This is a genomic window from Parabacteroides faecalis (assembly GCF_022809355.1).
GTDB lineage: Bacteria > Bacteroidota > Bacteroidia > Bacteroidales > Tannerellaceae > Parabacteroides > Parabacteroides faecalis.
The window spans coordinates 1-25855 of record NZ_JAKZMM010000040.1 but is presented as its reverse complement, the minus strand read 5'-3'; the positions used below and the strand labels follow the sequence as shown (position 1 = coordinate 25855).

Genomic DNA, 25855 nt, shown 5'->3' with positions numbered 1-25855 from the left:
CAAAAACTTAAGCATTAGCAACTATGGCTGAATCCAACTTTGTAGATTATGTAAAGATCTATTGCCGCTCAGGTAAGGGCGGACGAGGGTCTTCTCACTTTCGCCGTGCCAAATATATTCCGAAAGGTGGTCCCGACGGAGGTAACGGGGGAAGAGGAGGCCATATTTATCTTCGAGGGAACCGGAATTACTGGACATTGCTTCACCTGAAGTACGACCGCCACATCATGGCAACCAACGGTGAAAGCGGAGGAGCCAAACGTAGTTTCGGAAAAGACGGACAAGACAAGATCATTGAAGTTCCCTGCGGAACAGTTGTCTATGACGCTGAAACCGGCGAATTCATCTGTGATGTAACGGAAGACGGTCAGAAGGTCATGCTGCTGAAAGGTGGTAAAGGCGGACTGGGTAACTGGAACTTCCGTACGGCAACCAATCAGGCGCCTCGGTATGCACAACCAGGAGAACCGGCTCAGGAACGTTTTGTCATCCTGCAATTGAAATTATTGGCTGATGTCGGTTTGGTAGGTTTCCCGAATGCGGGTAAATCCACTTTATTATCTGTTTTATCGGCCGCTAAGCCTAAAATTGCCAATTATCCGTTTACCACCCTGGAACCGAACCTGGGAATTATCAGCTATCGTGACAACCGTTCTTTCATTATGGCCGATATTCCGGGTATCATTGAAGGAGCCAGTGAAGGAAAAGGACTCGGACTTCGCTTCCTGCGTCATATCGAACGTAACTCATTACTACTGTTCATGATTCCGGCCGATAGCGACGATATCAAGAAAGAATACGAAATTCTTCACAACGAACTGGTCAAATACAATCCGGATCTGGTGAACAAGAGCCGTGTACTGGCCATCACCAAATGTGATATGCTGGATGAAGAACTGATGAAGGAAATGGAAAAAGAACTGCCCGAAGGCATTCCGCATGTATTCATTTCATCGGTTGCTCAGTTCGGACTGACAGAGCTGAAAGACATTCTTTGGAATGAACTGAACAAAGAGACTTTCCATGAAGCGGAGAAGATTGTCCACAAGAATATCGACGTCAGCACACTTCAGTTTGATGACGACGACGATTTCACCTATGAGGAAGAAGAGGACGATGACGAAGACTATGTGGAATACGAAGACTGGGACGACGAAGAATATGATGAAGAAGATGCAGACGATGATCCGTCCACTGAAAAATAACCTCGAAGTGTTGCAATTTCCCGGACTGGCCGGCAATTGCAACATTTCTCATTTTATAACTACCCGTCAGGGAGGCGTCAGTACCGGAGCTTATGCCCAGATGAATCCGGGACTTTATACCGACGACTGCCCGGATTCCATCCGTAAGAACCGGGAAATACTGGCAGAAGGTATTCAATTGCCTGTACAGAATATCATTACTCCACATCAAACGCATCAGGACCGGATTATACATATCGACTCAGCCTTTATGGAGTTGACGGAAATGCAACAAAAGCAGCAACTGGATGGTGTGGATGCCTTATTCACGTCTTTGCCCCAAGTATGCGTCAGTGTTTCAACCGCCGACTGCGTTCCCGTCCTGCTGTATGCTCCCGATACCAAAACCGTTGCAGCCATTCATGCCGGTTGGCGAGGTACAGTTTTACAAATAGCTGCTAAAACGGTCCGACAAATGAGCAGAGAAACCGGATGTAATCCAGAGTTAATACAAGCAGCCATTGGACCTTCCATCAGTCAGGAAGCATTCGAAGTAGGTGAAGAAGTAGTAGAAGCCTTCCGGCAATCTGGAGCCTGGACAGCGGAAGAAACGTTGTCCTTATGCTGGAATAATCCGAAAACCGGTAAAACGCATATAGACCTGTGGAAAGCCAACGAACTGCAGCTGCAAGCCGAAGGTATTCTTCCCCGACAGATTGAGAATGCCCGGATTTGTACCTACCAACACGCAGACAGATTCTTTTCGGCCCGCCGGGAAGGAATTCACAGCGGACGTATTTTATCTGGTATTTTTATCCTATAAACAGTTATCGACATGAAACAAATTTCTTTATCCAACGAAATACAAACCGCCTGTCCGGATTTATGTGTACTTGCCATTTCCTGTCAGGTTAAGAATACACCCAACGATGTAGATCTTTGGGAACTCATACACCAGGAAGAAGCTCTCGTTCGGGAACAAGTCAAACTCAACGAAATCAACAAATGGCTTCCTATACAGGCTACACGGCAAGCATATAAGAAATTAGGTAAAGACCCGAATCGCTATCGCCCGTCGGCCGAATCACTTCGCCGACGTATTTTACGGGAATTGCCTTTATATCAGATTGACACCTTGGTTGACCTGATTAACCTGGTTTCGATTCACAGCGGATATTCCATCGGCGGATTTGATGAAGATAAGATACAAGGAGACAAACTTATCCTGGGAGTCGGACAAGAAGGCGAAGTCTATCATGGTATTGGCCGAGGAGAACTTAATATCGCCGGTTTACCTGTATATCGGGATGCCATCGGAGGTATCGGAACGCCTACCAGTGATGAAGAACGGACGAAAATCAGCTTGGATACTACGTCATTGCTCATGATCATCAATGGTTATTCCGGAAAAGACGGATTACTAGAAAGCGGACAATACGCCCTCGAACTACTAAGGAAATACAATGACGCAAAAGAAATAGAAATGTCATTCATTAGCAAAAAAGGGCAAGAACCGATTACATTTTAGCTAAAAACCCGTTTTTTTATTTTGAATTTTAATTGAAATACATATATTTGCCACTGTTATTAAAATATCTAAAATGATGATTGAATTAATTGGAACAAACGCCGGAAAAGTTTGGAATGCTTTACATGAAGGCGGCAAAATGAGTCTGAAAGCATTGAAAAAAGCAACAAAGATCAAAGCAGAGAAAGATATGTATGCTGCTTTAGGATGGTTGGCCAAAGAAGGGAAACTAGCTTTTGAAGAAACCGAAAATGAAATTCTCGTTTCTTTGATCGGTTAATCCATTCCCTTAAAAAAGGAATTGATAAAGGGTTGTCTGGTATAAAAACACAGACGACCTTTTATTTTTTCCCTTTTCCCGCCTAAAATAATCCATGCGAATATTGTAATTTACAAATCTAAATCTTACTTTTGTGTACAATTTGGCAGGAGATGACCGAAGACAGTAAAAGGCTACTCGTTTTATTTGAAGTCCGATTCAGAGAATTGCTAACTGTATGTGACCAGCAAAAACAAAAGATTCAAGAATTGGAAAAGGCTCTTGAAATGAAAAACACAGAGCTGGAGAAAGCTTTTGAGGATATTAAAGATTTGAATGCCAAGTGCGACAATATGCTGACTGCGCATGTACTCTCAGTCCAGGAAGGAGAAGTGAGAAATGCCAAATTGCGATTGTCCAAATTAGTGCGGGAAGTTGACAAGTGCATCGCACTGCTTAATGAATAGAGCGATGAACGAAACATTTCTTATACATATAGAAATAGCAGGGAGAAGATATCCAATTACGATACAAAGAGATAAAGAAGAAGGAATGCGGGCTGCGGCCAAACAAATCAATCAAAAAGTTCTCCAGTATCAGAGTAAATATGGGACTCAATTGGATACACAAGATATGTTGGCAATGATTGCCCTTCAGCTGTCAGTTGAGAATCTGGCATGGGAAGACAAACATGATACAAGCCCTTTCGAGGACAAAATCCGGGAACTTAACGATGAACTGGACAAGTACTTGAAAGATCAGTGATATTTTTATATACATAAGTTGCTTTTCCGCACTGCCTTACATGATGCAGATCATGTAGTGTAGTGCTTTTTTTATTTATAACAATTATACGAACTTAATTATTATTTAAATGGGAATGTATATTATCATATCAATAGTAACCTTCTTCCTCGGAGGTTTACTTGTGTGGCTAACGATGCGTTTCCTTTTGAAATCGAGGTATGAATCGGTGCTGCGTGAAGCAGAAAAGGAAGCGGAAGTAATTAAAAAGAACAAACTGCTGGAAGTAAAAGAAAAGTTTATCCACCTCAAAGCGGATTTGGAGAAACAGGTTTCACAACGAAACGCTAAAATCCAGTCGGTTGAAACGAAACTGAAACAGCGCGAAATGAACCTGAGCCAACGCCAGGAAGAATTGCAGCGCAAGAATGCAGAAGTAGAAGTTGTCAAGGAGAATCTGGCTTCGCAACTGGATCTGGTTGAAAAGAAAAAGCAAGAACTGGAAAAGCTGCATCTGAAAGAGATCGAACACCTGGAAACACTTTCCGGACTGTCGGCAGACGAAGCCAAGGAACGCCTGATCGAATCATTGAAAGATGAGGCTAAATCGGAAGCTGCTTCTTACATCAACGACATTATGGAAGAAGCCAAAATGACAGCTAATAAGGAAGCGAAGAAAATCGTGATCCAGTCTATTCAACGGGTGGCTACTGAAACAGCCATTGAAAACTCAATCACTGTCTTCCATATCGAATCGGATGAGATCAAAGGCCGTATCATCGGTCGCGAAGGACGTAACATCCGGGCTTTGGAAGCTGCTACCGGTATTGAAATCGTTGTAGATGATACGCCTGAAGCTATCGTTTTGTCTGGCTTCGATCCGGTTCGCCGTGAAATTGCCCGTCTGGCTTTACACCAGTTGGTACAAGACGGACGTATCCATCCGGCACGTATCGAAGAAGTAGTCAACAAAGTCAAGAAACAGGTAGAAGATGAAATCATCGAAACCGGAAAGCGTACAGCCATCGACTTGGGTGTACACGGTTTGCATCCAGAACTGATCCGTCTGATCGGTAAAATGAAATATCGTTCGTCGTACGGACAGAACCTGTTGCAGCACGCACGCGAAACAGCCAATCTGTGTGCCATCATGGCTTCCGAATTAGGCTTGAATCCGAAAAAGGCAAAACGCGCCGGTCTGTTGCACGATATAGGTAAAGTGCCCGATGACGAACCCGAATTGCCACACGCAATCTTAGGTATGAAGCTTTGCGAAAAGTATAAAGAAAAGCCGGATATTGCCAATGCAGTCGGTTCACACCACGACGAAGTGGAAATGCAGACATTATTGGCTCCGATCGTACAAGTCTGCGATGCTATCTCAGGTGCTCGTCCTGGAGCTCGCCGTGAAATCGTAGAAGCTTATATCAAACGATTGAATGATCTGGAACAATTGGCTCTTTCTTATCCGGGCGTAGTCAAGACATATGCTATCCAGGCAGGACGTGAATTACGCGTCATCGTTGGAGCAGATAAGATCGACGATAAGGAAACAGAAAACTTGTCGAACGAAATTGCCAAGAAGATTCAGGATGAAATGACTTATCCGGGTCAGGTTAAGATTACCGTTATCCGCGAAACCAGAGCGGTAAGTTATGCGAAGTAATAGCAAATAATTGATCTATCAATAAGCGCGAGGTTGTATCGGTTGATACAGCCTCGTTTGTTTTAGAAGCAGACGAATCAAATCACTACAAACCTTGATTCATTCCATCATATTCTCCCGCAGGAATTACGTTATAAGCTCATTACAGGCGATTACAAGCCTTTTATTCTTCAACACGAACCAATTTACATAGAATAAAGAATCTTTTCTGAGACAGCTACAAACAAGTAACCCCAAAAACCGTCACCTTTTATATTTTTGACATCTGTCGTAAAGCTTTAGCACAACTATCGAAAAGCTTTTTGACATATATGGAAAAGCTTTACCACAGCTGTCAAAAAATTAAAATGTAGTAGGATTTATCTTTGATTATCCCATGATCCATTTTCCGATACGCCCCAACTTTCTCACTACATAAACAAATCCCCACGTAACCGACAACAATAATACTGTACAGAGAATCATCTTCAACATGGTATGTATAGGAAAGGATTCAACCAACATATAACAAGGCCCAAGAAACAGATAATGCGACATCCAGATACCAAAAGTACAGGTGGAAATACTAACGGCAAAACGTTTCACAACTGGCGATTCAATCTTCAACTTCTGTAACGCAAGAAATATAGGTAACGTCATCAGAAGGACATTTGGAGTACAATAAGTAAAAAACAACTCGACCATTTCAACAGGTTGTCCGGGTACGGCTGTGACAGACTTAAAACCAAAGAAGGTAATGCAATAACCAACTACAAAGGCTGGGATTCCTATACAAACCAGTTTCCTCCAACCGACATTGAGCCGATTACTGACAATATAATGTCCCAAAAGAAGGTAACCGTTAAACCCGGCGAAATAATACAACAGTCCAAATTCGTTCCACGAACATGTTCCCCACAAATCTTTTGTCAGAAACTCCCTCAAATAAGGAATAAACAAGGAAACAAACCACAAGACAAGAAACACCTTCTGCTCTTTCACGGAAGCCTGTTTTACCCAAGCCGAAAAAACTGGCATATATAAATACAGACCTATCAGAAGATATACATACCACATTTGTACAGCAAAAGCAGAGAAGTTGAAAGGAATCATCAGTATATGCCCCAATGAAGCAGCAAACGATTGATCCGGTTCAGCCCAAGCGAAGAAATCATTAATTACGGTAGGTGAAAGATCCAGCAATCCCGTTATCCAAGGGAAAAGATTATACAGAACAGACCAAATAAGAAAAGGAACAACAAGCCTGGTTATTCGCTTTTTATAAAAGAAAGCCATGTTTTGCTTCACAGGAAGAAGTAAAGCCCCGGTAACCATCACAAATAAAGGTATAGCCGGTCGCATAAACGAACCATAAAAACTACCCCACAGATTATACTAAGGTTCGGATCGTTCGGCTGGAGTAACATTATCAGTACAATGAACGGCTATCATCATAAAGATAGCCACAAACTTTACAAGATCAAGCCATATAATTCGCTTGCCATCAACGGATAAAGGATTTTCAGTTAATTGTTTTTTCATACTTTTTTAAACAAAAGTATGCGTAATCAACCTTATATTTTTTGATATAAGTCAAAATGCTTCTGCGTTTTACAATTCAGCTCTGATCCGACTTAGCGTAGAAATGGAAATTCCCAAAAACGAAGCAATATATCCCAAATTAACACGCTGGCATATATCAGGAAAAGTCTTTAATAAGGCTTCATACCGCTCTTTGGCTGTCATCGTCAGATTATCAATCCGGACACACTGCAATGCCAACAGACATTCCTGATGTATCACTCTTCCCCAATTGGCAATCTCTATATTCGTATCATAAAGTTCATTCAGGACATGGATAGGAACTGAATAAGCCAAAGTAGGCTCAACAGTTTCTACAAACTCAAATCCGGCTTTGTTGTGATACAAACAAAGTAAACCAAACGTAATGTCTCCTTCTTTCGAAAACCAAGTGGTATGTTCTTTCCCATCCACAAGGCAATAAGACCGTGTCAGTCCTTTTTCAATGAAATAAACATTCCGATCAATAAACCCACCTCGAATAAAAAGATACTTAGCTGGGAAGTTGTGTATTTATAATCCCTCATGTTTTTACGTTGATCCTATTTCTCCATCCGGACATCGGTTGTTTTGACTTTTCCATAACAAAAAAGAGGACACATCTGAAAGATGTATCCTCTTATCGAGCGGAAGACGGGACTCAAACCCGCGACCCTCAGCTTGGAAGGCTAATGCTCTATCGACTGAGCTACTTCCGCAATAAGCAAGTAAGAAGAAGTGGGCAGTGATGGATTCGAACCACCGAAGGCGTAAGCCAGCTGAGTTACAGTCAGCCCCATTTGGCCACTCTGGTAACTGCCCCTTTGTCTCTCAATTGCGATGCAAAGGTAAGAACTAATTTTGTAACTTGCAAGAAAAATCGATCATTTTTATTGCAGTTACTGCAGCTTCGTCTCCTTTATTTCCATATTTACCCCCGGCACGGTCTTCTGCCTGTTGCATATTATCGGTAGTTAACAAGCCGAAGATGAACGGAATATCATACATCAGGTTCAATTCTGTGATCCCTTGTGTTACGCCAGAACAAACATAATCAAAATGTGGAGTATCGCCTTTTACAACACATCCCAAGACAATGACAGCATCCACATCTTTCTCGTCGGCCAGACGTTTTGCCCCAAAAGTCAGTTCAAAACTACCCGGTACACGTTTCACGATGATGTTTTCCGGCTTAACCCCGTGTCTTTCGAGCGTATTACAAGCACCTTCCAACAATTTCTCGGTTATCACCTTGTTCCACTCAGCCACCACGATTCCAACATTCATATCCGAGGCATCCGGAACACTATTAAAATCATAATCTGATAAGTTTTGATAAGCTGTAGCCATAATTATTATCATGAAAAAAGAACAAGAAGAGGATGCCTTTTCCTGTTTTCATCAAGCAAGGGCATCCTCGTCTCTATCTGGTTTAACAATATTACCTATATATATTATTTTGCCAAGGCAGTTGCACGAGCGATATATTTATCGATATCGGCAGCTTCCATAGAGTTAAAATATTTCTCTTTAATCTGTGTGTACGATTTAACTGCATCTGCATATTGCTGCAATGATTCATAAGCAATACCTGCTTTCTTCAGGTAAATCGGACTAATCACTTCGTTGTCGGCTGATTTGGCAGCTTTTTCGAAATAGCTGATACCTTCTTTTACATTACCAGCATTTACATAGCAATCACCAATTAATCCAACAATTGCCGGAGAAACCATCTGATCATTCGCGCTGAATGATTTCAACATATCGATCGCCTTATCGTTGTCACCCAACTTAAAGTAGCAAATACCAGCGTATGCTTTTGCCAGATTACCAGCATCTGTAAAACCATATTCATCGGCAATGGCAGCAAAACCTTCATAATCGGCACCATTTCCATTCAATGCCAGCTGGAAAGAATCGCGGGCAAAATATTGTTCTCCCTTAAACATGGCTGCAGCCGCTTTCTTCTGCTGAGGCGCAACATAACCATGCTGATAGCCTAAAAATGCACCAACAATCACGGCAATCGCCAAAATACCAAAGATAATCTTCTTTGAATTGTTTTCAATAAATAGTTCCGATCTCGAAACAAGTTCTTCTACTTCTACGGTTTCCTTTTCTTTAGTAGCCATAATTTGTTTATAGTTATTTTATTAATCTTTTCTCCTGCAAAAAACCTTTTTTGACTTCAAAGCGCAAAAGTAGTTTTTTTTACCGACATAATCGATATATACAACTATATTTTTTACTTTTGTAAGCACTAAAATGAACTCAATGATACTGAAACAGCTTTCTATTCTGAATTACAAAAACATAGTCCAGGCTGAAGTCGTATTTTCACCCAAGATCAATTGCTTCTTCGGAAAGAACGGAATGGGCAAGACCAATTTTATGGATGCCATCTACTATCTGTCTTTCTGTAAAAGCCATATCAATACACCCGACAGTCTGATTATCCGGAATAATCAGGATATGTGCGTATTGCAAGGTGTATATGATTATGACGGACGAACAGAAGAATTGTTTTGCGGCATCCGCCACAAGCAGAAGAAACAATTCAAGCGGAATAAAAAAGAATACAAACGGCTGTCGGAACACATTGGGTTATTACCTTTGGTCATGATATCACCGGCCGATACCGAACTGATCCAAGGAGGCAGTGAAGAAAGACGCCGGTTTATGGATCTGATCATTTCGCAGCAAGACAAGAACTATCTGCATGCGCTTATTCAATACAACAAGGCTTTACTGCAACGGAACACTCTGCTGAAAGAGCAAAGTCATGATACGTCGCTGTTTGATGTACTGGAAATGCAACTGACCATGTATGGAGAACAGATCTTCTCAAAAAGGAAACAACTGATCGAAAGACTGGTTCCCTTGTTCAATCAGTTTCATCAACAGATCTGCCACTCGGCTGAATCGGTCGATTTAACGTATATTTCCCAACTGGCAGAAACTTCTCTGGAAGAAAAGTTACGGAAGAACCGGGAAAGAGACGTACTGATCGGTTATACTACAGCTGGAATCCATAAAGATGAACTGGAGATGCTACTGGACGGATCGCTTATCCGGCGTGTGGGCTCGCAAGGTCAGCAAAAAACCTATCTGATTGCGTTGAAACTGGCTCAATATTCGTTGTTGGCACAGGAAGGAGCCTCAACTCCGCTGTTGCTGCTGGATGACATCTTCGATAAATTAGATGCAGAACGAGTGGCACAGATCATCCATCTGGTCGGTGAAGAACAGTTCGGACAAATTTTCATTACAGATACCAACCGAAAATATCTGGACAAGATACTGGAGACGATAAATTCTGATTTTGCCCTATTCGAAGTGGAGCAAGGATGTATCAAACCCTTAAATGAGGCATAAGATGAGACGGACGAACGTACAACCCATCGGAGAAATACTCCGTGATTTCTTTGAAGACAATCCGGAAATTTATGAAAAGATTATGGAAGTCCGCATCGAACGGACATGGCCTAAAATATTAGGACCGATGGCCCAACAATACACAAGTCTAATGTATGTTCGTGATCGTATATTATATGTATATATGAAATCGGCAGTTCTCCGTACGGAACTTCTCTACTGCAAAGACAAACTGAGAGACAGCATCAACAAGGAACTGGGATCAGGCTATCTGTTTGATCTGGTCATCCGATAATTTCACGCTCGGTAATCACCAGATCCATCTTTTTATCAAACTCCTCTACCGGAATCCGATCCAACAACTGAAAAGAATAACCGATACCTATCTTCGGAACAGACAAGGTGGACAAGAGACGATCATAGAAACCTCTTCCCCGCCCCATCCGATTTAATTGGCGGTCGAAAGCAACACCCGGAACAATGATCAGATCGATTTCCCTTTCGATAGATACCGACTGCGGGGTTACAATCGGCTCGATAATACCAAAAGCACCCGTTTGTACCGACTCCGGACCGGTATATGGCAAGAGCAATAAATCATCACCCTGTACAACTGGCAGTGCCAGACGTTTCTTCTGATACCAGCGATTCAGAAAAGCTGCCGTCTGTACTTCTCCCGGCAAAGCATGATAACAAGCAACGGCATGAGCCTGCCGGAACAATTCGGTTTGTTCCAACAGGCTCATGAGCTGATCCGACCAAGCTTGTAACTGTTCGGATGAATATAGTTTCTTTTGTCGGGCTATTTCATGCCGCAACTGTTGTTTCTCTCCGTGCATCCTTACAGACTTTTTTCCGTATCCAAAGAGATTGGATAAGCCTTTCCTGACTTCAACACCTCAATAGCTTTCCGGATTGTTATATCATCACTCAAGAATACCGGATAGAAACCATCATCTTCAAAGAAATTACGGATGATATAGGCCTGCAACTGTGTTTCAATCAACTTATACGAAATAGCAATCAGATTAGGACGCTTCTTGATGCCTTGCTTAACAGCATAATTGGCAAAGTTATTAACCAACGGCTGTTGCTTCAGATAAGCCCATAATTCTAGATAATCCTTGAATGATGAGAATTTCTCTTTATTCTTATCCGAATACTCTAAAGCATACATATACAGCACACCACTGCTGACCACATTTGAGAAATAAGAAGTGATGCCGCTTGTATCCCGCGGGATGAAAATATCCGGCATGATACCACCACCGCCATATACTGTTCGGCCACCTACCGTTTGATACTTCAGCGAATCGTCCAACTTGATACTGTCTGCCGAGTCGAATTCTCCATGCATATAGCGGTTATAAATATCCTGATCGTAATCTTCCGTATCACCCAGCTTATATTGCTTTTGGATACAACGGCCCGACGGTGTATAATAGCGAGCCACTGTCAGACGTACTTCCGAGCCATCATTCAGTTTAATTGGAGACTGTACCAAACCTTTTCCATACGTACGGCGACCGATGATCAAACCCCGGTCATTATCCTGAATAGCACCCGAGACAATTTCACTGGCCGAAGCCGAGATTTCATCCGTCAAGATCACAACAGGATTCTCTTTACAAGTACCTGTTCCGTTGGCGTACGAATCAAAGCGCGGGAAAGCCTTCCCTTCTGCATACACAATCAGACGACCTTCCGGCATAAATTCGTTCACCATATTAATGGCAGCCTCCATATATCCACCGGTATTTCCACGCAAATCGATGATAAAAGACTGGCAATCGGCTTGTTTTAACTTAGCAATCGCTGTGATAAACTCATTGTATGTTGTCCGTCCGAACTTACTAACTTTAATATATCCGATACCATCACTTACCACATACGAAACATCTACCGTATTGACAGGAACATCTCCACGGGTAACTTCCACATGCAACAACTCTGGATTGTTATCCCGTTTGATACCCAGCTTTACCGTACTGTTCTTCGCACCACGCAATGTCTTCATCACTTTGTCACGACTCATTTTCGTACCGGAAAAGACAGAATCATTAATGGTTACAATTCGGTCGAAAGGTTTCAGACCGGCTTTTTCCGAAGGTCCACCCGGAATAACGCTGATCACCAAAATCGTATCGGTCTGCATATTGAAAGAAACCCCGATACCGCTGAATGATCCTTCCAAATCTTCAGAAACAGCCGAAGCGTCTTCTGCCGAAATATAAACAGAGTGCGGATCCAACTCGCTGAATATTTTCGGTACAGCCTTTTCAACCATATCCGCCATATTCACCGTATCCACATAATGCTCTTCAATGATATCAAGAATGGCATCTATCTTATTTCCCGCCAGGAAATTTCTTTTCCGTCCCTGATTGGAGAGCCAATAATAATTTCCAATAAATATACCCAACGCGATACTGGCCGCAATAATCACCGGCAGCCATATAGAAATTCGCTTGTTTTTGTCCATAAGACGTGTCTTTTATTCGTTTAAGTCTATAAAATCAACCTGTATATTTGCTTTCTTCAATAAATCACAACCTTCTTCCGTCCGATATTTCTCGGAATAAACAACCCGGACAATTCCCGACTGAATGATCAGCTTTGAACACTCAATACAAGGAGCCGAAGTCACATAAATCGTAGCACCTTTACTGCTATTGGAGGAAGCAGCCACTTTGGTAATGGCATTGGCTTCGGCATGCAACACATAAGGAAGAGTTACATTCTGCTCATCCTCACAAACATTCTCAAACCCGGAAGGCGTACCGTTATATCCATCGGAAATGATCATTTGGTCTTTTACGATCAATGCTCCTACCTGTCGTCTTTTACAATATGAGTTTTCAGCCCAAATAGAAGCCATACGCAAATAACGCTTATCCAGCTCGTGCTGTTTGTCTGTTTTATTGGTCATTGTCTTTTATTTTTATCAAAAAAGGCGTACCGTTTGTTGTCCGGTACGCCTTTTGCTTATTATACCGTAACAATCAAGGCACAAAATTAATCAATTTGCCTCAACTGCTACTTCTTTATCCACTTATTTTTTAATACCATTACGAATTAGCAAAGCATCGATGGTCGGTTCTTGTCCTCTGAATCGTTTATACAAGACAGCCGGATCTTCTGTTCCTCCTTTTGAAAGAATATTATCATAGAAAGATTTGGCTACTTCCTTGTTAAAGATTCCCTTTTCCTTGAATAAGAAGAAGGCATCTGCATCCAAGACTTCGGCCCATTTATAACCATAATAACCAGCAGCATATCCTCCAGCAAACAAATGACCGAAGTTGGTACTCATACAAGCTTCGGGAACTTCCGGAACAACAGCAGCCGGCGCCCAGGCTTTTTTCTCGAAGGCTACTACATCACCTTCAAACGGTTTCGTGATTGTATGCCAAGCCATATCCAACAAACCGAAACTTACCTGACGGCAGCAAGCATATCCGGTATTGAAGTTGGAAGCATCAATCAGTTTCTGTACCAGTTCCTGTGGTATCTTCTCTCCGGTTTCATAATGAACGGCAATCTGGTCCAGATATTCTTTCTCGGTCAACCAGTTCTCCATGATCTGAGAAGGCAACTCAACGAAATCCTGGTAAACACTCGTACCAGAAAGACTAGCGTAAGTTCCATCGGCACAGATACCATGCAAGGCATGACCAAACTCATGCAACAGAGTTTCTACCTCATCAAAAGTCAACAAAGAAGGTTTCGTATCAGTCGGACGGGTAAAGTTCATGACGATGATAATCTGCGGACGAACATCCTTACCCTTCGCATCGCGGTATTGAGAACGGATTCCATTCATCCAAGCTCCAGATTGCTTTCCTTCACGCGGGAAGAAATCCGTATATAACACAGCTTTGAAGTTTCCTTCTGCATCATACACTTCGTATGCCTGAACTTCCCTGTCGTAAACCGGGATCTTCTTGTTTTCCTTGAATGTCAGCCCATACAGTTGGGTAGCCAGTCCGAATACACCTTTCTTGACATTTTCCAACAGGAAATAAGGACGAGTCATTTCGTCGTTCACCTTGAAACGCAAGTCTTTCAGTTTCTCTGAATAATAACTCCAGTCCCAAGGCATGACTTGCATATTCTGCTGTTCCATGCCCATCGCAAATCCCTGAACGGCATTGTATTCATTGATGGCCACCGGCTTATAAGCATCCAGCAACTGATTCAGCAGTTTATAAACATTATCAGCATTCTTTGCCATCTTATGAGACAACTCAAAAGCGGCATAATTAGGATACCCCATCAATTGAGCCAATGCCAGGCGATCGTTTACCAACTTCCGGATGATTTCCTTATTATCATATTCATCGCCTTTATTACCTGTGCTCATATAGGCCCGATACATCTTTTCACGCAAGGCACGTGAATCGGCATAACGCATGAAGGGAACATAGCTCGGCGCATCCAAGGTAAACAACCAGCCTTCTTTTCCTTTCTCTTTAGCCAGATGAGCCGCCGCTTCACGAATACTTTCCGGCAGACCGGCAATATCTTTCTCGTCGGTCAGCAACATCTCAAACCGGTTCTGATCTTTCAACGCATTCTGATCGAACTGCAAAGACAACAAACTCAATTCGGTTGTCAAAGCGCGGTATTTCTCTTTATCTTCTGCACTCAATGTAGCTCCGCTTTCCTGGAAGGCACGATAGGTTTCATCCAGCAAACGGGCATCTTCAACAGACAAATTCAACGACTGACGCTGATCATAAACCGCCTTTACACGGGCAAACAACTTTTCGTTCAGATAAATATTATTCGAACTTTCTGTCAGATCGGGAGAGATCCGTTGTGAGATCTCCATCATCTCGTCATTGGCATTTGCACTCAAAACATTGAAGAAGGCTCCACTGACACGGTTCAGCAATTCTCCGCTGCGATCCAAAGCGACGATCGTATTCTCGAAGGTAGCAGGTTCGGAGTTATTGGCAATCTTCTCAATATCTGCTTTCAACTCAGCAATACCTCGCTTGAACGCCGGTTCATAATGTTCCGTCTTGATCTTATCAAAAGGAGGCGTTTCAAACGGGGTTTTGTATTTTCCAAAAAATGGATTCGACTCGGCTTGTACCATAACATTTGAAGTTAAGCCCAATAACAAAAGGGCATTACACAATACATTCTTCATACACACACTCTTTATTATTTCCAAGTCGCAAAGATACACTTTTCTGTGAATTACAAACAAAAGAGCGGATTACTCTTTCGCGTAAAAAAACACACGCCAAGACTCACCCCAAGCAAGATCATATTTGATATAATGAAAAGACTTCATATCCTCTTGCATGGTTACAGACCTAGAATAAATAAACTCTTCTTCTCCTGTATCCGGATCAATAAATCTCTCATACAAACTCAGCTGATTACCTTGTAGCTTATAGGTACCTTCTCTCATCTCTCTTAAATCACCATTCCAAGCATCCCATCTGATTTCCAACTTCCATGTTCCATCCGGATAAAACATAAACTTGTCATAAAGTATCCTATTCACCCATGGAGCCCAATCAACCGAAATATAGGTGTGTCCGGCAACCGATTCAATCTCCTCTTCGCAAGTTTTCCAAAAACATAAATCACCAACTGTCAACTCATGTTCTACTCCGGCATAGGTTCCTTGCACGATATTTCCTTTATCGTATTTTACAAGTAAGACTCCTTTATCTGCCTTCCATTCCAAATTTTGTTCATCTATCAGATCTATCTTTTCATAAACTTTACGTACCCCTGTGTGATCTTTGTATAACCATAGAAAATACCTTTCCTCGACTCCGTTATGATCGGATATGTACAACCCGCTAATATCTTCTCCCCAATCGATTCCAACCCAAGAATCTTCTTCTTGACAGGCGGTCAACAGGAAAGACAACAACATCATCACTCCATATCCTATCTGTTTCATCTGAAATGTATTTTATTGAACCGGATTTGCTCTTCAAGTCTATCGAATAAAAAAGAAAAGCGATTATCCGAAGAAGAATAACCGCTTACTTTAGTAAATATGAGCGGCAAACGGGACTCGAACCCGCGACCCTCAGCTTGGGAAGCTGATGCTCTACCAACTGAGCTACTGCCGCATGACGATGCAAATATAGAGATTTCTTTCTTTTTTTCTTACCTTTGGGCCAAAAATCTTACAAATTATTTTCACAATGGAAAAATTAACCTTGATTAAAGTAGGTGGTAAAATCGTAGAAGAGCCTGATACGCTGCAACAATTGCTCCGCGATTTCTCTTCCATCGAAGGCCACAAAGTGTTGGTACATGGTGGCGGACGCTCGGCTACCAAAATTGCTTCTCAACTGGGAATTGAGAGCCAGATGGTAAACGGACGACGCATCACAGATGCCGAAATGCTGAAAGTTGTAACCATGGTATATGGCGGACTGGTAAACAAGAATATCGTTGCCGGACTTCAATCATTACAAGTCAATGCCTTGGGACTGACTGGCGCCGATATGAACATCATGCATTCGGATAAACGTCCGGTAAAAGATGTAGATTACGGTTTCGTGGGCGATGTAAAAGAAGTGAATGCCGATGTACTGGCGTCATTAATCCAGCAAGGAATTGTCCCGGTACTGGCTCCTCTGACACACGACAAACAAGGACACATGCTCAATACCAACGCAGATACCATCGCCGGCGAAGCTGCCAAAGCTTTGGCCAAATACTTCGATGTAACGCTCATGTTCTGCTTTGAGAAGAAAGGTGTCTTATTGAATGAAAACGACGATGAAAGCGTTATTCCAGAAATCGACCGTGCTTCTTTCCTGAAATATGTAGCTGAAGGTATTATTCAAGGCGGTATGATTCCTAAACTGGAAAATGCTTTTCAGGCCATTGATGCCGGAGTAAAGGAAGTCATTATCACACAAGCTTCCGAAATACATAAACATACAGGAACGCGCGTTCATTAACCATTCGTATGAAAAAAGAGATTGTTCATATCCATCAAGTCGTTACCCGGCTGCCGGAACTCCGTTTCGCCGAACCTGTGGAATGGCGCATCTGCGAAGGAGAACAATGGGCTGTTGTTGGTCCGAACGGCGCCGGTAAAACGCTACTTGCAGATATCCTGCAACGTAAATTTGCTTTCCGGGAAGGAGAAGTCTGCTATAATAAAGAAGGAAAAGTCAGTGACATCATCCGAAGCATTGCGTTCAAGGACATTTATTCACTGGCTGATTGCCGGAACAGTTACTACCAGCAACGCTGGCATGCCACAGAATCTGATGATGTGCCTACCGTTGCCGAGACTTTATCTGCCTATGAAGGTACGGAAAACCTGAAAGAGGTGTTACACATCTTCGGTATAGAAGACTTGCTTCCCAAAAAGCTCATCTATCTGTCGAGCGGGGAACTAAGGAAATTCCTGATTGTCCGTACCCTATTGAGCCGTCCGGAAATATTAATCCTCGACAATCCATTTATCGGTCTGGATGCTCCTTCCAGAGACTTATTGGTTGATATGCTCGGACAGTTATCTCATTTACACGGAGTACAAGTCATTCTGCTGTTATCCAATCCGGCAGACATTCCGGATATGATTACCCACGTATTGCCAATTGCCGGAAAGAAATGTTACCCACCGATGAGTCGCGAAGCTTTTCTGGCAAATACAGCGCTTATCCAAGTCTTATTCCCTGAAGAGAACTGGGTGCAGACAGCATTGCCTGTTGATCCGAACAAACAACCGGCTACCCACGAAGTGACATTCCGTATGGAACACGTTTGTATCCGTTATGGGAAGCGAACGATCCTGAAAGATCTGGATTGGGAAGTAAAGAACGGAGAGAAATGGGCTTTGTTTGGTCCGAACGGAGCCGGTAAGTCCACCCTATTGAGTTTGGTTTATGCCGATAATCCACAATCATACGCCAATACTCTTTACCTGTTCGACAAGAAACGCGGATCAGGAGAAAGTATCTGGGAAATCAAGAAACGGATCGGATATGTATCTCCCGAAATGCATCTTTATTATATGGAGAATGTACCGACACTGCATATCGTCGGTTCCGGATATTTTGATTCAATCGGCCTGTTCCGAAAATGTAACGACGAACAGAATGCCGGAGCTTTGAAATGGATGCAGGTATTCGGTATCGATCATCTGAAAGACCGGCCTTTCCTTACACTGTCGTCGGGCGAACAACGGTTGGCCTTATTGGCACGTGCCTTCGTGAAAGATCCGGATCTGATCATTTTGGACGAGCCTTTACACGGATTGGATGTTAGCAATAAGAAACGAGCAGCCGCCATTATCGAACAATTTTGTTCACGTCCGGGCAAAACACTGATTTATGTGACACATTATCCGCATGAATTGCCAACCTGTGTTAAGCGAACATTTCAACTGGTTAAACATCTATAAAAAAGGATTATTCTAACAGTATTACACGCAGTTAGAATAATCTTTTTTATTACTAATCCCATTTTATCCAGTGAGAAGAAATGTCTCTTCTCCTTAAAATATCAATATTATGGGAAATATCAGTTATTCTGTAACAGACGTATGTTACAATTTCTATCGTTCCTCAAGTCCGTTTAATGCCACATCGGCATACTACACAGGAAACGAAAAAGAACAGTCTTTCATCGCTTTCATCAAGCAGGAAATCACAAGCCATGAAATGAAAGTATCCACCCGGAAGAACCATGAATCAACCATTAATCTCCTTCGGAGGTTCCGGCCGGGTATCTGCTTCAAAGACATCAATTATCAATTTGTCTGCGATTTTGAGGCGTACATGGAATCTTTGGCATACCACAAAAACACCATTGCCAAACACATGAAGCAACTGAAGCGGCACATCAACACGGCCATCAACAAAGATCTGATCAACTTGAAACAGTATCCGTTCCGGCAATACAAGATCAAGACTCAGGTTCCGAACCGTAATCACCTCACGCCTGACGAGCTCAAAAGAATTGAAAATTATCCTTCCCGTTCATGTATCGGTAAAAGTCGTTGCCGCGACATGTTCCTTTTCAGTTGTTATACATTTCTTGCACTAGTGAATAATTCTCTGATTATTAGAACTTTAAAAATGGCAATAAATTGAATAGGTAATGATTTAGAAACCACCGGACTTCTCCGTTCTGCTTGGATTCTCATATCCAAATCCTTGTATGCAAAAGTACGAAAAAAAGTCTTATTTACCAAATAATCAAATAGAAAAAGTCCAAAAGTGATTTTTATTCGGCAGGTGCATCTATATCCAAACTATTCAGGTAGTCCGCTACAAGCCGCTCAAGTTGTACCCGTCTGAAATCAAACCATTTCTGACGGTATTCGCTTCCATCAATGACATATTTGAAATTTCTGAATGGTTTCCGTCCCGATACGGCTTCCCATAAGCGCCCTTTTATTCCGGCATCATCCGGTATGCAATCCCGAATGAAACGCTCCATGATCCCGAAGGACTCTCTCGGTTCCGGTGGGTCAATGCGGACGCAGTTCTCCCAACGCTCCACCTTTCTATAAACTTCCTGATAATATTCGTCAAAATCTCCACACTCATAAGAATCGTATGCTGCTCCCGGCACGCTTTCGGTTTCCAAAGTGTCCGGATTCAGGAAACAGACCATTCCCATGCCGGTTTCTTCGGCGATGCCACTGATTACCTTTATCGGATATTTCGAATATTCTGCCATTTTCCGTTTGCTTTCTAAAATGTAACAAGTACTCACGAAAATACATCATGAGATGGAAATAACAAAACTTTTACGAATAAATGTAACGCAATCTGTCATCCTCATTTCTTGCGGCAAAGAAAGTTGTTTTTCAGGCCGGTCCCGCAAGGCGGCCCTGCGGGCTGGTTGCTCGTGAAAAAATCTTCCTCACGCTCCCGCGTGAGCGTATTTTTTCACGGCAAGCCTTGCCGGAGACCGCCGAAAAACAAACTGGAAAAAGCACAAGAAATAAGAATGCCTACCCGTGTAGGCGATGTATAACTCAAAAAATTATAAGGCTATGGCAGACAAGAGCGCAGAAAAGGAAAGACTGTTCAACGAGTGGTTCACAAAATCCTATGACAGATTGAGAGGGACGTTACGCCGGTACGGAATGCTGGACGAGGACAATTTCCATGACACCTACCTTTTCGTAAGAAAGCAGGTGCTGGTTCCCGGAAAGGACATAACGGATTATGATGCATATTTTGTCGGATGCTACAAAAAGGCGGCTCTGGTAAAGATAAAAAGAGAAAACCGGTATGCCCATCCTGAAGACGATTTTTTCCTCAGATGCGGTGAGGAGGCGGAGTTTCTTTCCACGGACGACCTGGACGGATGCGAGAGGCTGGTAAGGGACATACTCCGCTTTATCCGGCAGAAATTCTCTTATGACGAATACCGGATGTTCATGCTCCGGTTCTACGAGGCCAGTTTCTCTTTCAAGGCGCTGGCGGAATGCATGGGCATCTCGGCTATGGCCATATCACAGAAAGTATGCGCCATAGTGGAAGCGGTGCGCTCGCATAGGAGTTTTGCATGGAGGAGCCAGATGCTGGTAATCGAAGGAGCGGTATCCTGAACGGAAATCATTGTAATAACATCATAAAAAGAAAAGGACTATGGCACTTATCGTATACAACAAGGAGAATTCCCGTCCGCAGGAGGTTCTGTACAAGGGGAAGCGGACCATCAATCTGGACAGTAGGGGAACTGTCTATCTGTCAAAAACCATGTCAATCGAACTGGGGGTCCTTGGCGGAGGCCGGGTAAGCTTTGCGCATGATGACGATACGGGAGACTGGTATATCTGCCGTACCACCGATGATGACGGGTTCATCGTATGGAAGGACAAAAGGTGCGCGAGATTCTCCGCCGGATTCATTGTGCACAGGCTCATGCAGCAGGCGAAGGTGGAGCGGAAAAGCGTACAGTTCATGATGGCGAAGACACCCATGGAGGTGAACGGAACGGTCTATTACAAGATACTGCTCTCGAATCCGATTTTGAGATAGGCTGTACATAAAATAAATATACACAAATGGGCGTCCGGCGGGTCCATGCCCGGCCGGACGCCCATTTCTTTTTGTCACACTCCATTGGCGGAACAAACAGGTTTCCATGTCTTTTCGCCTGTCATTCCCATCGTTCCACGTGTCAGTGTGAGTTCCGTGTACCGGTACGGACCATCTCGTCAAGCACATCCCCATGCTCGCCCAGATGACGGTTGAGCACATTGTCAAGGAATGCCGGTACGGTCATGCCCTCGCTGAGCAGGGGAAGTATGCGTGCCAGCCTGCGGTAGGTCTCATAACTGATATAGGTCTGCTTGCGGTGGACGTACTCCCTGCGGCTGAGATAGTCGGCACGGTATGTCTTCATCCTTTCCGCAAGGGAGGTCCCTGACCGGACAGCGGGCTTATGGAAAACTGTCGGCTTTTCTGTCCTGCCATCGGGTATGGATACAGACTCCGTCTCTTCCTTTCCCCTGTCCTCCTCCTTCTCTATTCCGTCCGGATGCGTCTTCGGACATCCGTCGGCATCGGTCTCATGCGCCATGATCTCTTTCAGGCGTTCCTCATTCACGTTCATAAATTCCTTTCTTCTCATGCCTTTTGTCTGTCAGGATGGATAATGCCTTCTATCTCTCCGGCCAGCGTGTCAAGAGCGCTGCCTTTCAGCAATTTCCCGGAAGGAGGGAAAAGCGTACTTCTGAAAAGGATCCGCTCCTCGGGGGAGGTCTCCCTGCCATAGCGCTCCATATCCGGTATGACCGTATCGAGAACCTTCAATCCCAGCTCCTTGAAAAGAAGTCCGTACTGATGGAACAGCCTTTTGGAAACACGCCCGTCCATCCGGTTCCAGAACATACGGATTTCCTTCAAAGGCATGTCCGGGTTCTGCTGCATGAAGTCTTTCAGGGCCAATAAGAAGGAAAGGCTGCTTTGCATCACCATACGGTCCTGTATGATCGGGGTGAACACATAGTCCATATTGACAATCGTCTTAATGACTCCAGGCGAGTTCACCGTTCCCGGAAGATCAAAAAAGAGAATGTCACACCCACCTGTCAAGGGAAGTGCCGTCTCCAGTTCCTTGCCCGGAACGCTGGTAAGGACAGGATACGCCTTCTTGCCCGTACGTTCGAACTGTCCGCACAACATACGCTGGAGATTCACGTTCTTTTCCACATTTTGGGTATCCCGGCTGCGCAGCGCCTTGATACTGAACTGGGGATAGTCACAGTCCACGACTGCGACGTTATATCCCATTACGTAATGAAAATAACCGGCAAGAAGCACCGTCATGGTGGACTTGCCAACGCCGCCTTTCTGACTGCTCATGGCGACAAAGACACATCGTTTGCTCATAGGCTTCCGAATGATTGGTTAATAATCGTTTTGTTGTCCCGTCCTTTTTAAATCACGCCGGTGCCTTGTACCGATGGTTTCCCATATCGTGAAACTGTCATGTCATTCCGAGAACATTCCCGCCCCCCGCCGGTCCAAAGCCGTGCCGGAAGAATACAGGAAGGCTGTCTGCCGGTACCGTATCATTTTCACGGGGTCCCGACATTTCCGGAGCTTGTCGTGAGAAACTCCCATACTTGCAATACGGTCTTCTTTTTTCCTCTTGACATATTGACATAACATCATGATGGAATGTCGATAGCAGGAACTGTCGGAGCACCGACATGGGGATATTCCGGTGACCGGGCATGACACCGTTTTTATATCCCGTTGCAAAAGTATGGCAGATGCTGCCAAATCCGGCTTTGGTGACATCAGATGTCATCAAATGTCACCAGATGTCCGGATACTGACAGAAAAGCAGGTGGTTATACTTCTTAAAAGCGGATGTTGAAACAAAATTTGATCAGAAAAAACCTCTTTTTGTGTAAACACTGCGTGACAATCCGAATTTATGAGGATTCTCTGTTCAAGCGAACAGAGCAAGTTGTGTCCTTGTCGGACAAAAAGTCTTTTGTCCGACAAGAACCAACTTGCCGGCTGAAGCCGGGGATTTTTCTCCAAAGTCGAAAAATCCAATCAAAAGGAGTCCTGATGTGAACATGGAAAATGGAACGAAAAAATTATCCTTGGTAGCTTTCTTTCCAAGAAAGAGGAAACAATCATGCCATATGCTAACGGACTTCTCCTGTATAACTTGTCTCTTAACGGATAAAATAGAACTCTATCGACTTTTCCGTATCTTACGGAAAAAGACTTCCTCTGGCTGTGAACTTCCGTTTGCACTACTAACAACTTTGCCTCTACAAAACATTCTCCAATGGTATTTGTAACCTCATGCACGATAAAGAGGCATACTTAACTGTTTTTTGTACTGACCTATGCGACTTGCCCTTCCCCGAAGGGCTGCTTTAAGTCTTCACCTTCATTTAAAAGGGTGAATCGTTTTTTATTCAAGCCTCAATTCATTTATGGAAATGGACAATTTACTGTCCTCTTTAACAAAGCAGTTCTCCAAGGTCCAAAGGTGGTTTGCCGGAATCCTCATCATGATTGTCTTTCTTTCCGGTAGCATATAGGAATCATCCTCGTTGAAAATGTGAAAAGGGATATCTGATACATTTGTTACGGCTATACAGGAATTTTTCATGTATTTTATTTTAATGCAGGATTTTACAAATTGGGATAAAATTTGTATTTCTCCGGCCATATATCCATCGAATAAAGCTATGGTCCGTCGTGCAAGTAAAGCCTCGTGTATGCCTGCTTCACTTTTCTCCCTTGCGAAAACTAATGTCATAGGTCTAAATCTGTTTCTATACATTCCGGAAATAGTACAATGGACATCGGAACCTGCCATAATTGTCTTCTTGAACGAGACGCACCAATGAATCGCCTTGGGATAAAAATCCTTATAATTCATAACCTCTATGCCATTGATGATCCCTTTTGTGATTAGTTGTTCATGTATCGGATATAATGTGACATTATTATCCGGCCATCCAGGATGATTCCATACAATGAACGCTCCTTGTTTTTTAGCTTCAGCAAGGGAATCCAATGGATCTTCTTTTTCAATTAGGTTGGCGTCTTGGATGAAAAGAGCATTAAAATGCCCCAATGGCTTATCTCGAGTTATCTCAACACCCGGAATCACGATTAACTCCATATCGTCGGCTGCTGTTTTCGCTATTTTATAAGATTGGTTTAGGTCTCCATTTAACAAATCTTGATTTATCCGGTGTTCAATATGATCCGTGATAGCTATCGCATCTAATCCGTCCTGCCAAGCCTCATAGATGCGACCATCAGGCCAGACAAGTCCATCGGAAAAGACCGTGTGTGTATGAAAATCACACTTTAAAACTCGGTAGTCATCAAAACCGGGTATGTTTATCTCATTTCTCGTAAATAAATTATTAAGACGTGTCAGTTCATATACATCTTTTTTCTTGTGTAAATTATTCATCAAAGATTGTGTTATAAACCGTTTCATATATTGATCAATGCAAATATTATCTGGCTTATTAGAAAATATTTTTAGCTTTAACAAAGGTAATAAAGAATGATTGGATGAGCAATTTCTGGTTATGAATAAATTAAGTGCCACCTTCGTATCCCAGATAAAATATTTTAACCAGACTTATCTCCGGTCACGATTAATTTTTTAATATGCAATAAAATAAAAGATCACCGAAGCGTAGGCGTAGGACGTTGCCCTTATATATTGAGTACGAGGTAACATATTACTTATACCTATACCACTCGGAGTGGTATGCCAGGCATCTGTCTTACGGATCTTAAGTACCGAACTGATAATGTTGAATAAAAATTCGCATACCTCGTAACGAAATTGTGAGCTATCGGAATATTGACATTAATAAAAATGGGATTAAAATATGAACCCGGTCTGTTTCCATGTAAAAACAAACCGGGCCTAGAAATGTCTCTCTCTAAAAATAAGAGATCTTAGTTATTTACAGAAAATTTCAACGAAACTTTCTCGCTCCCTTTCACGCCGGTGAAAGTATAAATTCCGGAGTTTAAGTTTACGGATTTTGTTTCGTTGTCTGAATTGATTTTGAAATTGGATACAGCCGAACCGAAAATAGAATACACATACCCCGTATATCCATTCAAATTATCCAAACGCAAAGAACCGTTCGAATAGAAAACCTTGGCTTCGGGAGCCGTTTCCGTCGTAGGTTCTGCCATAATTTTCGATGCGTTTCTTGGGGCATAGGTAGCGGCTACTAACGGACTACCCGGTTGTGTTCCTTCCCAAGTGCTCATGTCGGCATTGTAGCTCCAGGCATCCCATGTGTTGTTGGTTAATTTACGGTTTGATGCTCCCCATGATGAATATTCCCAGTCTGCTGTTTGTGCGTCACGGGTAAAATAACTCCAATAACCGTTGTACCAACCGGCCAACCAGTGGAAATCTTCGTTTGAATTTTTTACCCAATAGTCATAATCATAGGCAGGGCGGCTCGTTCCATCTGTCATGCTACAGATTTACTTTACACCCATTTAACAAAAAAAGAGAAAGCAATGGGAAAGAAAGGAATCAGTCATCGCAAATTCAGTATTGAGTTCAAATTGTCCGTT

General features: G+C 42.9%; 28 protein-coding genes, 3 tRNA genes and 1 pseudogene. 14 read left to right on the top strand and 18 right to left on the bottom strand.

Annotated features, from left to right (window positions below):
- Window positions 1–23: 23 nt before the first annotated feature.
- The 7 genes from obgE (at window position 24) to rny (ending at window position 5381) form a co-directional block, all read left to right on the top strand.
- On the top strand, window positions 24–1205 hold the full coding sequence (obgE, locus tag MUN53_RS13910; RefSeq protein WP_243326076.1) for a GTPase ObgE: 1182 nt from the start codon (window positions 24–26) through the stop codon (window positions 1203–1205).
- Window positions 1162–2007 (top strand): peptidoglycan editing factor PgeF, encoded by an 846-nt coding sequence (gene pgeF / locus MUN53_RS13905; RefSeq protein WP_243326075.1) that lies wholly within the window; start codon window positions 1162–1164, stop codon window positions 2005–2007. The genes obgE and pgeF overlap by 44 nt, the downstream gene beginning before the upstream one ends.
- A gap of 12 nt (window positions 2008–2019) precedes the next feature.
- Window positions 2020–2712 carry a B3/B4 domain-containing protein gene (locus tag MUN53_RS13900; RefSeq protein ID WP_243326074.1) on the top strand — a complete coding sequence of 231 codons (693 nt, stop codon included), beginning with the start codon at window positions 2020–2022 and terminating at the stop codon, window positions 2710–2712.
- Window positions 2713–2788: 76 nt separating this feature from the next.
- Window positions 2789–2992: a winged helix-turn-helix domain-containing protein gene (locus MUN53_RS13895; RefSeq protein WP_022455168.1), complete on the top strand. Its 204-nt coding sequence runs from the start codon at window positions 2789–2791 to the stop codon at window positions 2990–2992.
- Window positions 2993–3258: 266 nt separating this feature from the next.
- Window positions 3259–3438 carry a hypothetical protein gene (locus tag MUN53_RS13890; RefSeq protein WP_243326073.1) on the top strand — a complete coding sequence of 60 codons (180 nt, stop codon included), beginning with the start codon at window positions 3259–3261 and terminating at the stop codon, window positions 3436–3438.
- A gap of 4 nt (window positions 3439–3442) precedes the next feature.
- Window positions 3443–3736: a cell division protein ZapA gene (locus MUN53_RS13885; protein ID WP_022455170.1), complete on the top strand. Its 294-nt coding sequence runs from the start codon at window positions 3443–3445 to the stop codon at window positions 3734–3736.
- Window positions 3737–3845: 109 nt separating this feature from the next.
- Window positions 3846–5381: a ribonuclease Y gene (rny, locus tag MUN53_RS13880; RefSeq protein WP_022455171.1), complete on the top strand. Its 1536-nt coding sequence runs from the start codon at window positions 3846–3848 to the stop codon at window positions 5379–5381.
- Between the two features lie 369 nt (window positions 5382–5750).
- Here rny and MUN53_RS13875 read toward each other — a convergent pair.
- From MUN53_RS13875 to MUN53_RS13850, 6 genes and pseudogenes are all read right to left on the bottom strand, one after another.
- Window positions 5751–6902, bottom strand: a pseudogene (locus tag MUN53_RS13875) (acyltransferase).
- Between the two features lie 69 nt (window positions 6903–6971).
- A complete protein-coding gene (locus tag MUN53_RS13870; protein ID WP_394803087.1) occupies window positions 6972–7454 on the bottom strand; it encodes a Crp/Fnr family transcriptional regulator in 483 nt (160 codons plus the stop codon).
- Between the two features lie 112 nt (window positions 7455–7566).
- Window positions 7567–7639, bottom strand: a tRNA-Gly gene (locus tag MUN53_RS13865).
- Window positions 7640–7659: 20 nt separating this feature from the next.
- Window positions 7660–7742 (bottom strand) — tRNA-Tyr (locus MUN53_RS13860).
- A 33-nt stretch (window positions 7743–7775) separates the two neighbouring features.
- Entirely contained in the window at window positions 7776–8270 is a 495-nt protein-coding gene (gene ribH, locus MUN53_RS13855; RefSeq protein WP_022455174.1) for a 6,7-dimethyl-8-ribityllumazine synthase, read from the bottom strand.
- A gap of 104 nt (window positions 8271–8374) precedes the next feature.
- A complete protein-coding gene (locus tag MUN53_RS13850; protein WP_022455175.1) occupies window positions 8375–9052 on the bottom strand; it encodes a tetratricopeptide repeat protein in 678 nt (225 codons plus the stop codon).
- Between the two features lie 142 nt (window positions 9053–9194).
- Between MUN53_RS13850 and recF the strand changes: the two genes are divergently transcribed.
- Window positions 9195–10295 carry a DNA replication/repair protein RecF gene (gene recF / locus MUN53_RS13845; protein ID WP_243326072.1) on the top strand — a complete coding sequence of 367 codons (1101 nt, stop codon included), beginning with the start codon at window positions 9195–9197 and terminating at the stop codon, window positions 10293–10295.
- A gap of 1 nt (window position 10296) precedes the next feature.
- Window positions 10297–10590 (top strand): DUF721 domain-containing protein, encoded by a 294-nt coding sequence (locus MUN53_RS13840; RefSeq protein WP_022455177.1) that lies wholly within the window; start codon window positions 10297–10299, stop codon window positions 10588–10590.
- Here MUN53_RS13840 and MUN53_RS13835 read toward each other — a convergent pair.
- From MUN53_RS13835 to MUN53_RS13810, 6 genes are all read right to left on the bottom strand, one after another.
- Window positions 10580–11134: a 5-formyltetrahydrofolate cyclo-ligase gene (locus MUN53_RS13835; RefSeq protein WP_243326070.1), complete on the bottom strand. Its 555-nt coding sequence runs from the start codon at window positions 11132–11134 to the stop codon at window positions 10580–10582. The two genes, MUN53_RS13840 and MUN53_RS13835, sit on opposite strands and share 11 nt — an antisense overlap.
- Before the next feature lie 2 nt (window positions 11135–11136).
- Entirely contained in the window at window positions 11137–12777 is a 1641-nt protein-coding gene (locus MUN53_RS13830; RefSeq protein WP_243326069.1) for a S41 family peptidase, read from the bottom strand.
- A gap of 12 nt (window positions 12778–12789) precedes the next feature.
- A complete protein-coding gene (locus MUN53_RS13825) occupies window positions 12790–13224 on the bottom strand; it encodes a dCMP deaminase family protein (protein ID WP_022455180.1) in 435 nt (144 codons plus the stop codon).
- Window positions 13225–13347: 123 nt separating this feature from the next.
- A complete protein-coding gene (locus MUN53_RS13820; protein ID WP_394803086.1) occupies window positions 13348–15399 on the bottom strand; it encodes a M3 family metallopeptidase in 2052 nt (683 codons plus the stop codon).
- A 123-nt stretch (window positions 15400–15522) separates the two neighbouring features.
- The gene (locus MUN53_RS13815) at window positions 15523–16224 is read right to left on the bottom strand and encodes a hypothetical protein (RefSeq protein WP_243326065.1); all 702 of its coding nucleotides are present in this window, start codon (window positions 16222–16224) and stop codon (window positions 15523–15525) included.
- A 102-nt stretch (window positions 16225–16326) separates the two neighbouring features.
- Window positions 16327–16399: transfer RNA gene (locus MUN53_RS13810), tRNA-Gly, on the bottom strand.
- A gap of 75 nt (window positions 16400–16474) precedes the next feature.
- On the opposite strand from MUN53_RS13810, the gene argB reads away from it, so the two are divergent.
- The 3 genes from argB to MUN53_RS13795 all read left to right on the top strand — a co-directional run bounded on the left by argB (window position 16475) and on the right by MUN53_RS13795 (window position 19387).
- Window positions 16475–17242, top strand: coding sequence for an acetylglutamate kinase (gene argB, locus MUN53_RS13805; RefSeq protein ID WP_243326063.1), 768 nt, complete (start codon window positions 16475–16477; stop codon window positions 17240–17242).
- Window positions 17243–17250: 8 nt separating this feature from the next.
- Window positions 17251–18696 carry an ATP-binding cassette domain-containing protein gene (locus MUN53_RS13800; protein WP_243326061.1) on the top strand — a complete coding sequence of 482 codons (1446 nt, stop codon included), beginning with the start codon at window positions 17251–17253 and terminating at the stop codon, window positions 18694–18696.
- A 109-nt stretch (window positions 18697–18805) separates the two neighbouring features.
- Window positions 18806–19387, top strand: coding sequence for a site-specific integrase (locus tag MUN53_RS13795; RefSeq protein ID WP_243326060.1), 582 nt, complete (start codon window positions 18806–18808; stop codon window positions 19385–19387).
- 133 nt (window positions 19388–19520) lie between these two features.
- On the opposite strand, the gene MUN53_RS13790 is transcribed toward MUN53_RS13795, so the two are convergent.
- Complete coding sequence (locus tag MUN53_RS13790) at window positions 19521–19979, bottom strand: UPF0158 family protein (RefSeq protein WP_151896516.1); 459 nt, start codon at window positions 19977–19979, stop codon at window positions 19521–19523.
- 319 nt (window positions 19980–20298) lie between these two features.
- On the opposite strand from MUN53_RS13790, the gene MUN53_RS13785 reads away from it, so the two are divergent.
- Together MUN53_RS13785 and MUN53_RS13780 are read left to right on the top strand one after the other, a co-directional pair.
- Window positions 20299–20859, top strand: a complete 561-nt coding sequence (locus tag MUN53_RS13785; protein WP_151896515.1) for a sigma-70 family RNA polymerase sigma factor — start codon at window positions 20299–20301, stop codon at window positions 20857–20859.
- A 40-nt stretch (window positions 20860–20899) separates the two neighbouring features.
- Window positions 20900–21292 carry a hypothetical protein gene (locus MUN53_RS13780; RefSeq protein WP_122116415.1) on the top strand — a complete coding sequence of 131 codons (393 nt, stop codon included), beginning with the start codon at window positions 20900–20902 and terminating at the stop codon, window positions 21290–21292.
- A 142-nt stretch (window positions 21293–21434) separates the two neighbouring features.
- On the opposite strand, the gene MUN53_RS13775 is transcribed toward MUN53_RS13780, so the two are convergent.
- The 5 genes from MUN53_RS13775 to MUN53_RS13755 form a co-directional block, all read right to left on the bottom strand.
- Window positions 21435–21887 carry a DUF3408 domain-containing protein gene (locus MUN53_RS13775; RefSeq protein ID WP_234061997.1) on the bottom strand — a complete coding sequence of 151 codons (453 nt, stop codon included), beginning with the start codon at window positions 21885–21887 and terminating at the stop codon, window positions 21435–21437.
- Window positions 21884–22648, bottom strand: coding sequence for a ParA family protein (locus MUN53_RS13770; protein ID WP_151896513.1), 765 nt, complete (start codon window positions 22646–22648; stop codon window positions 21884–21886). The genes MUN53_RS13775 and MUN53_RS13770 overlap by 4 nt, the downstream gene beginning before the upstream one ends.
- 97 nt (window positions 22649–22745) lie before the next feature.
- On the bottom strand, window positions 22746–23075 hold the full coding sequence (locus MUN53_RS13765) for a hypothetical protein (RefSeq protein ID WP_243326058.1): 330 nt from the start codon (window positions 23073–23075) through the stop codon (window positions 22746–22748).
- Window positions 23076–23696: 621 nt separating this feature from the next.
- Complete coding sequence (locus MUN53_RS13760; protein ID WP_151896511.1) at window positions 23697–24743, bottom strand: PHP domain-containing protein; 1047 nt, start codon at window positions 24741–24743, stop codon at window positions 23697–23699.
- 473 nt (window positions 24744–25216) lie between these two features.
- Window positions 25217–25753 carry a hypothetical protein gene (locus MUN53_RS13755; protein WP_243326056.1) on the bottom strand — a complete coding sequence of 179 codons (537 nt, stop codon included), beginning with the start codon at window positions 25751–25753 and terminating at the stop codon, window positions 25217–25219.
- Between the last annotated feature and the right edge of the window lie 102 nt (window positions 25754–25855).

Coding starts and splice junctions, on each gene's coding strand:
- obgE (WP_243326076.1), top strand. CDS start 24: ATGGCTGAATCCAACTTTGTAGATTATGTAAAGATCTATTGCCGCTCA.
- pgeF (WP_243326075.1), top strand. CDS start 1,162: ATGATGAAGAAGATGCAGACGATGATCCGTCCACTGAAAAATAACCTC.
- MUN53_RS13900 (WP_243326074.1), top strand. CDS start 2,020: ATGAAACAAATTTCTTTATCCAACGAAATACAAACCGCCTGTCCGGAT.
- MUN53_RS13895 (WP_022455168.1), top strand. CDS start 2,789: ATGATTGAATTAATTGGAACAAACGCCGGAAAAGTTTGGAATGCTTTA.
- MUN53_RS13890 (WP_243326073.1), top strand. CDS start 3,259: ATGAAAAACACAGAGCTGGAGAAAGCTTTTGAGGATATTAAAGATTTG.
- MUN53_RS13885 (WP_022455170.1), top strand. CDS start 3,443: ATGAACGAAACATTTCTTATACATATAGAAATAGCAGGGAGAAGATAT.
- rny (WP_022455171.1), top strand. CDS start 3,846: ATGGGAATGTATATTATCATATCAATAGTAACCTTCTTCCTCGGAGGT.
- ribH (WP_022455174.1), bottom strand. CDS start 8,270: ATGGCTACAGCTTATCAAAACTTATCAGATTATGATTTTAATAGTGTT.
- MUN53_RS13850 (WP_022455175.1), bottom strand. CDS start 9,052: ATGGCTACTAAAGAAAAGGAAACCGTAGAAGTAGAAGAACTTGTTTCG.
- recF (WP_243326072.1), top strand. CDS start 9,195: ATGATACTGAAACAGCTTTCTATTCTGAATTACAAAAACATAGTCCAG.
- MUN53_RS13840 (WP_022455177.1), top strand. CDS start 10,297: ATGAGACGGACGAACGTACAACCCATCGGAGAAATACTCCGTGATTTC.
- MUN53_RS13835 (WP_243326070.1), bottom strand. CDS start 11,134: ATGCACGGAGAGAAACAACAGTTGCGGCATGAAATAGCCCGACAAAAG.
- MUN53_RS13830 (WP_243326069.1), bottom strand. CDS start 12,777: ATGGACAAAAACAAGCGAATTTCTATATGGCTGCCGGTGATTATTGCG.
- MUN53_RS13825 (WP_022455180.1), bottom strand. CDS start 13,224: ATGACCAATAAAACAGACAAACAGCACGAGCTGGATAAGCGTTATTTG.
- MUN53_RS13820 (WP_394803086.1), bottom strand. CDS start 15,399: ATGGTACAAGCCGAGTCGAATCCATTTTTTGGAAAATACAAAACCCCG.
- MUN53_RS13815 (WP_243326065.1), bottom strand. CDS start 16,224: ATGAAACAGATAGGATATGGAGTGATGATGTTGTTGTCTTTCCTGTTG.
- argB (WP_243326063.1), top strand. CDS start 16,475: ATGGAAAAATTAACCTTGATTAAAGTAGGTGGTAAAATCGTAGAAGAG.
- MUN53_RS13800 (WP_243326061.1), top strand. CDS start 17,251: ATGAAAAAAGAGATTGTTCATATCCATCAAGTCGTTACCCGGCTGCCG.
- MUN53_RS13795 (WP_243326060.1), top strand. CDS start 18,806: ATGGGAAATATCAGTTATTCTGTAACAGACGTATGTTACAATTTCTAT.
- MUN53_RS13790 (WP_151896516.1), bottom strand. CDS start 19,979: ATGGCAGAATATTCGAAATATCCGATAAAGGTAATCAGTGGCATCGCC.
- MUN53_RS13785 (WP_151896515.1), top strand. CDS start 20,299: ATGGCAGACAAGAGCGCAGAAAAGGAAAGACTGTTCAACGAGTGGTTC.
- MUN53_RS13780 (WP_122116415.1), top strand. CDS start 20,900: ATGGCACTTATCGTATACAACAAGGAGAATTCCCGTCCGCAGGAGGTT.
- MUN53_RS13775 (WP_234061997.1), bottom strand. CDS start 21,887: ATGAGAAGAAAGGAATTTATGAACGTGAATGAGGAACGCCTGAAAGAG.
- MUN53_RS13770 (WP_151896513.1), bottom strand. CDS start 22,648: ATGAGCAAACGATGTGTCTTTGTCGCCATGAGCAGTCAGAAAGGCGGC.
- MUN53_RS13760 (WP_151896511.1), bottom strand. CDS start 24,743: ATGAAACGGTTTATAACACAATCTTTGATGAATAATTTACACAAGAAA.
- MUN53_RS13755 (WP_243326056.1), bottom strand. CDS start 25,753: ATGACAGATGGAACGAGCCGCCCTGCCTATGATTATGACTATTGGGTA.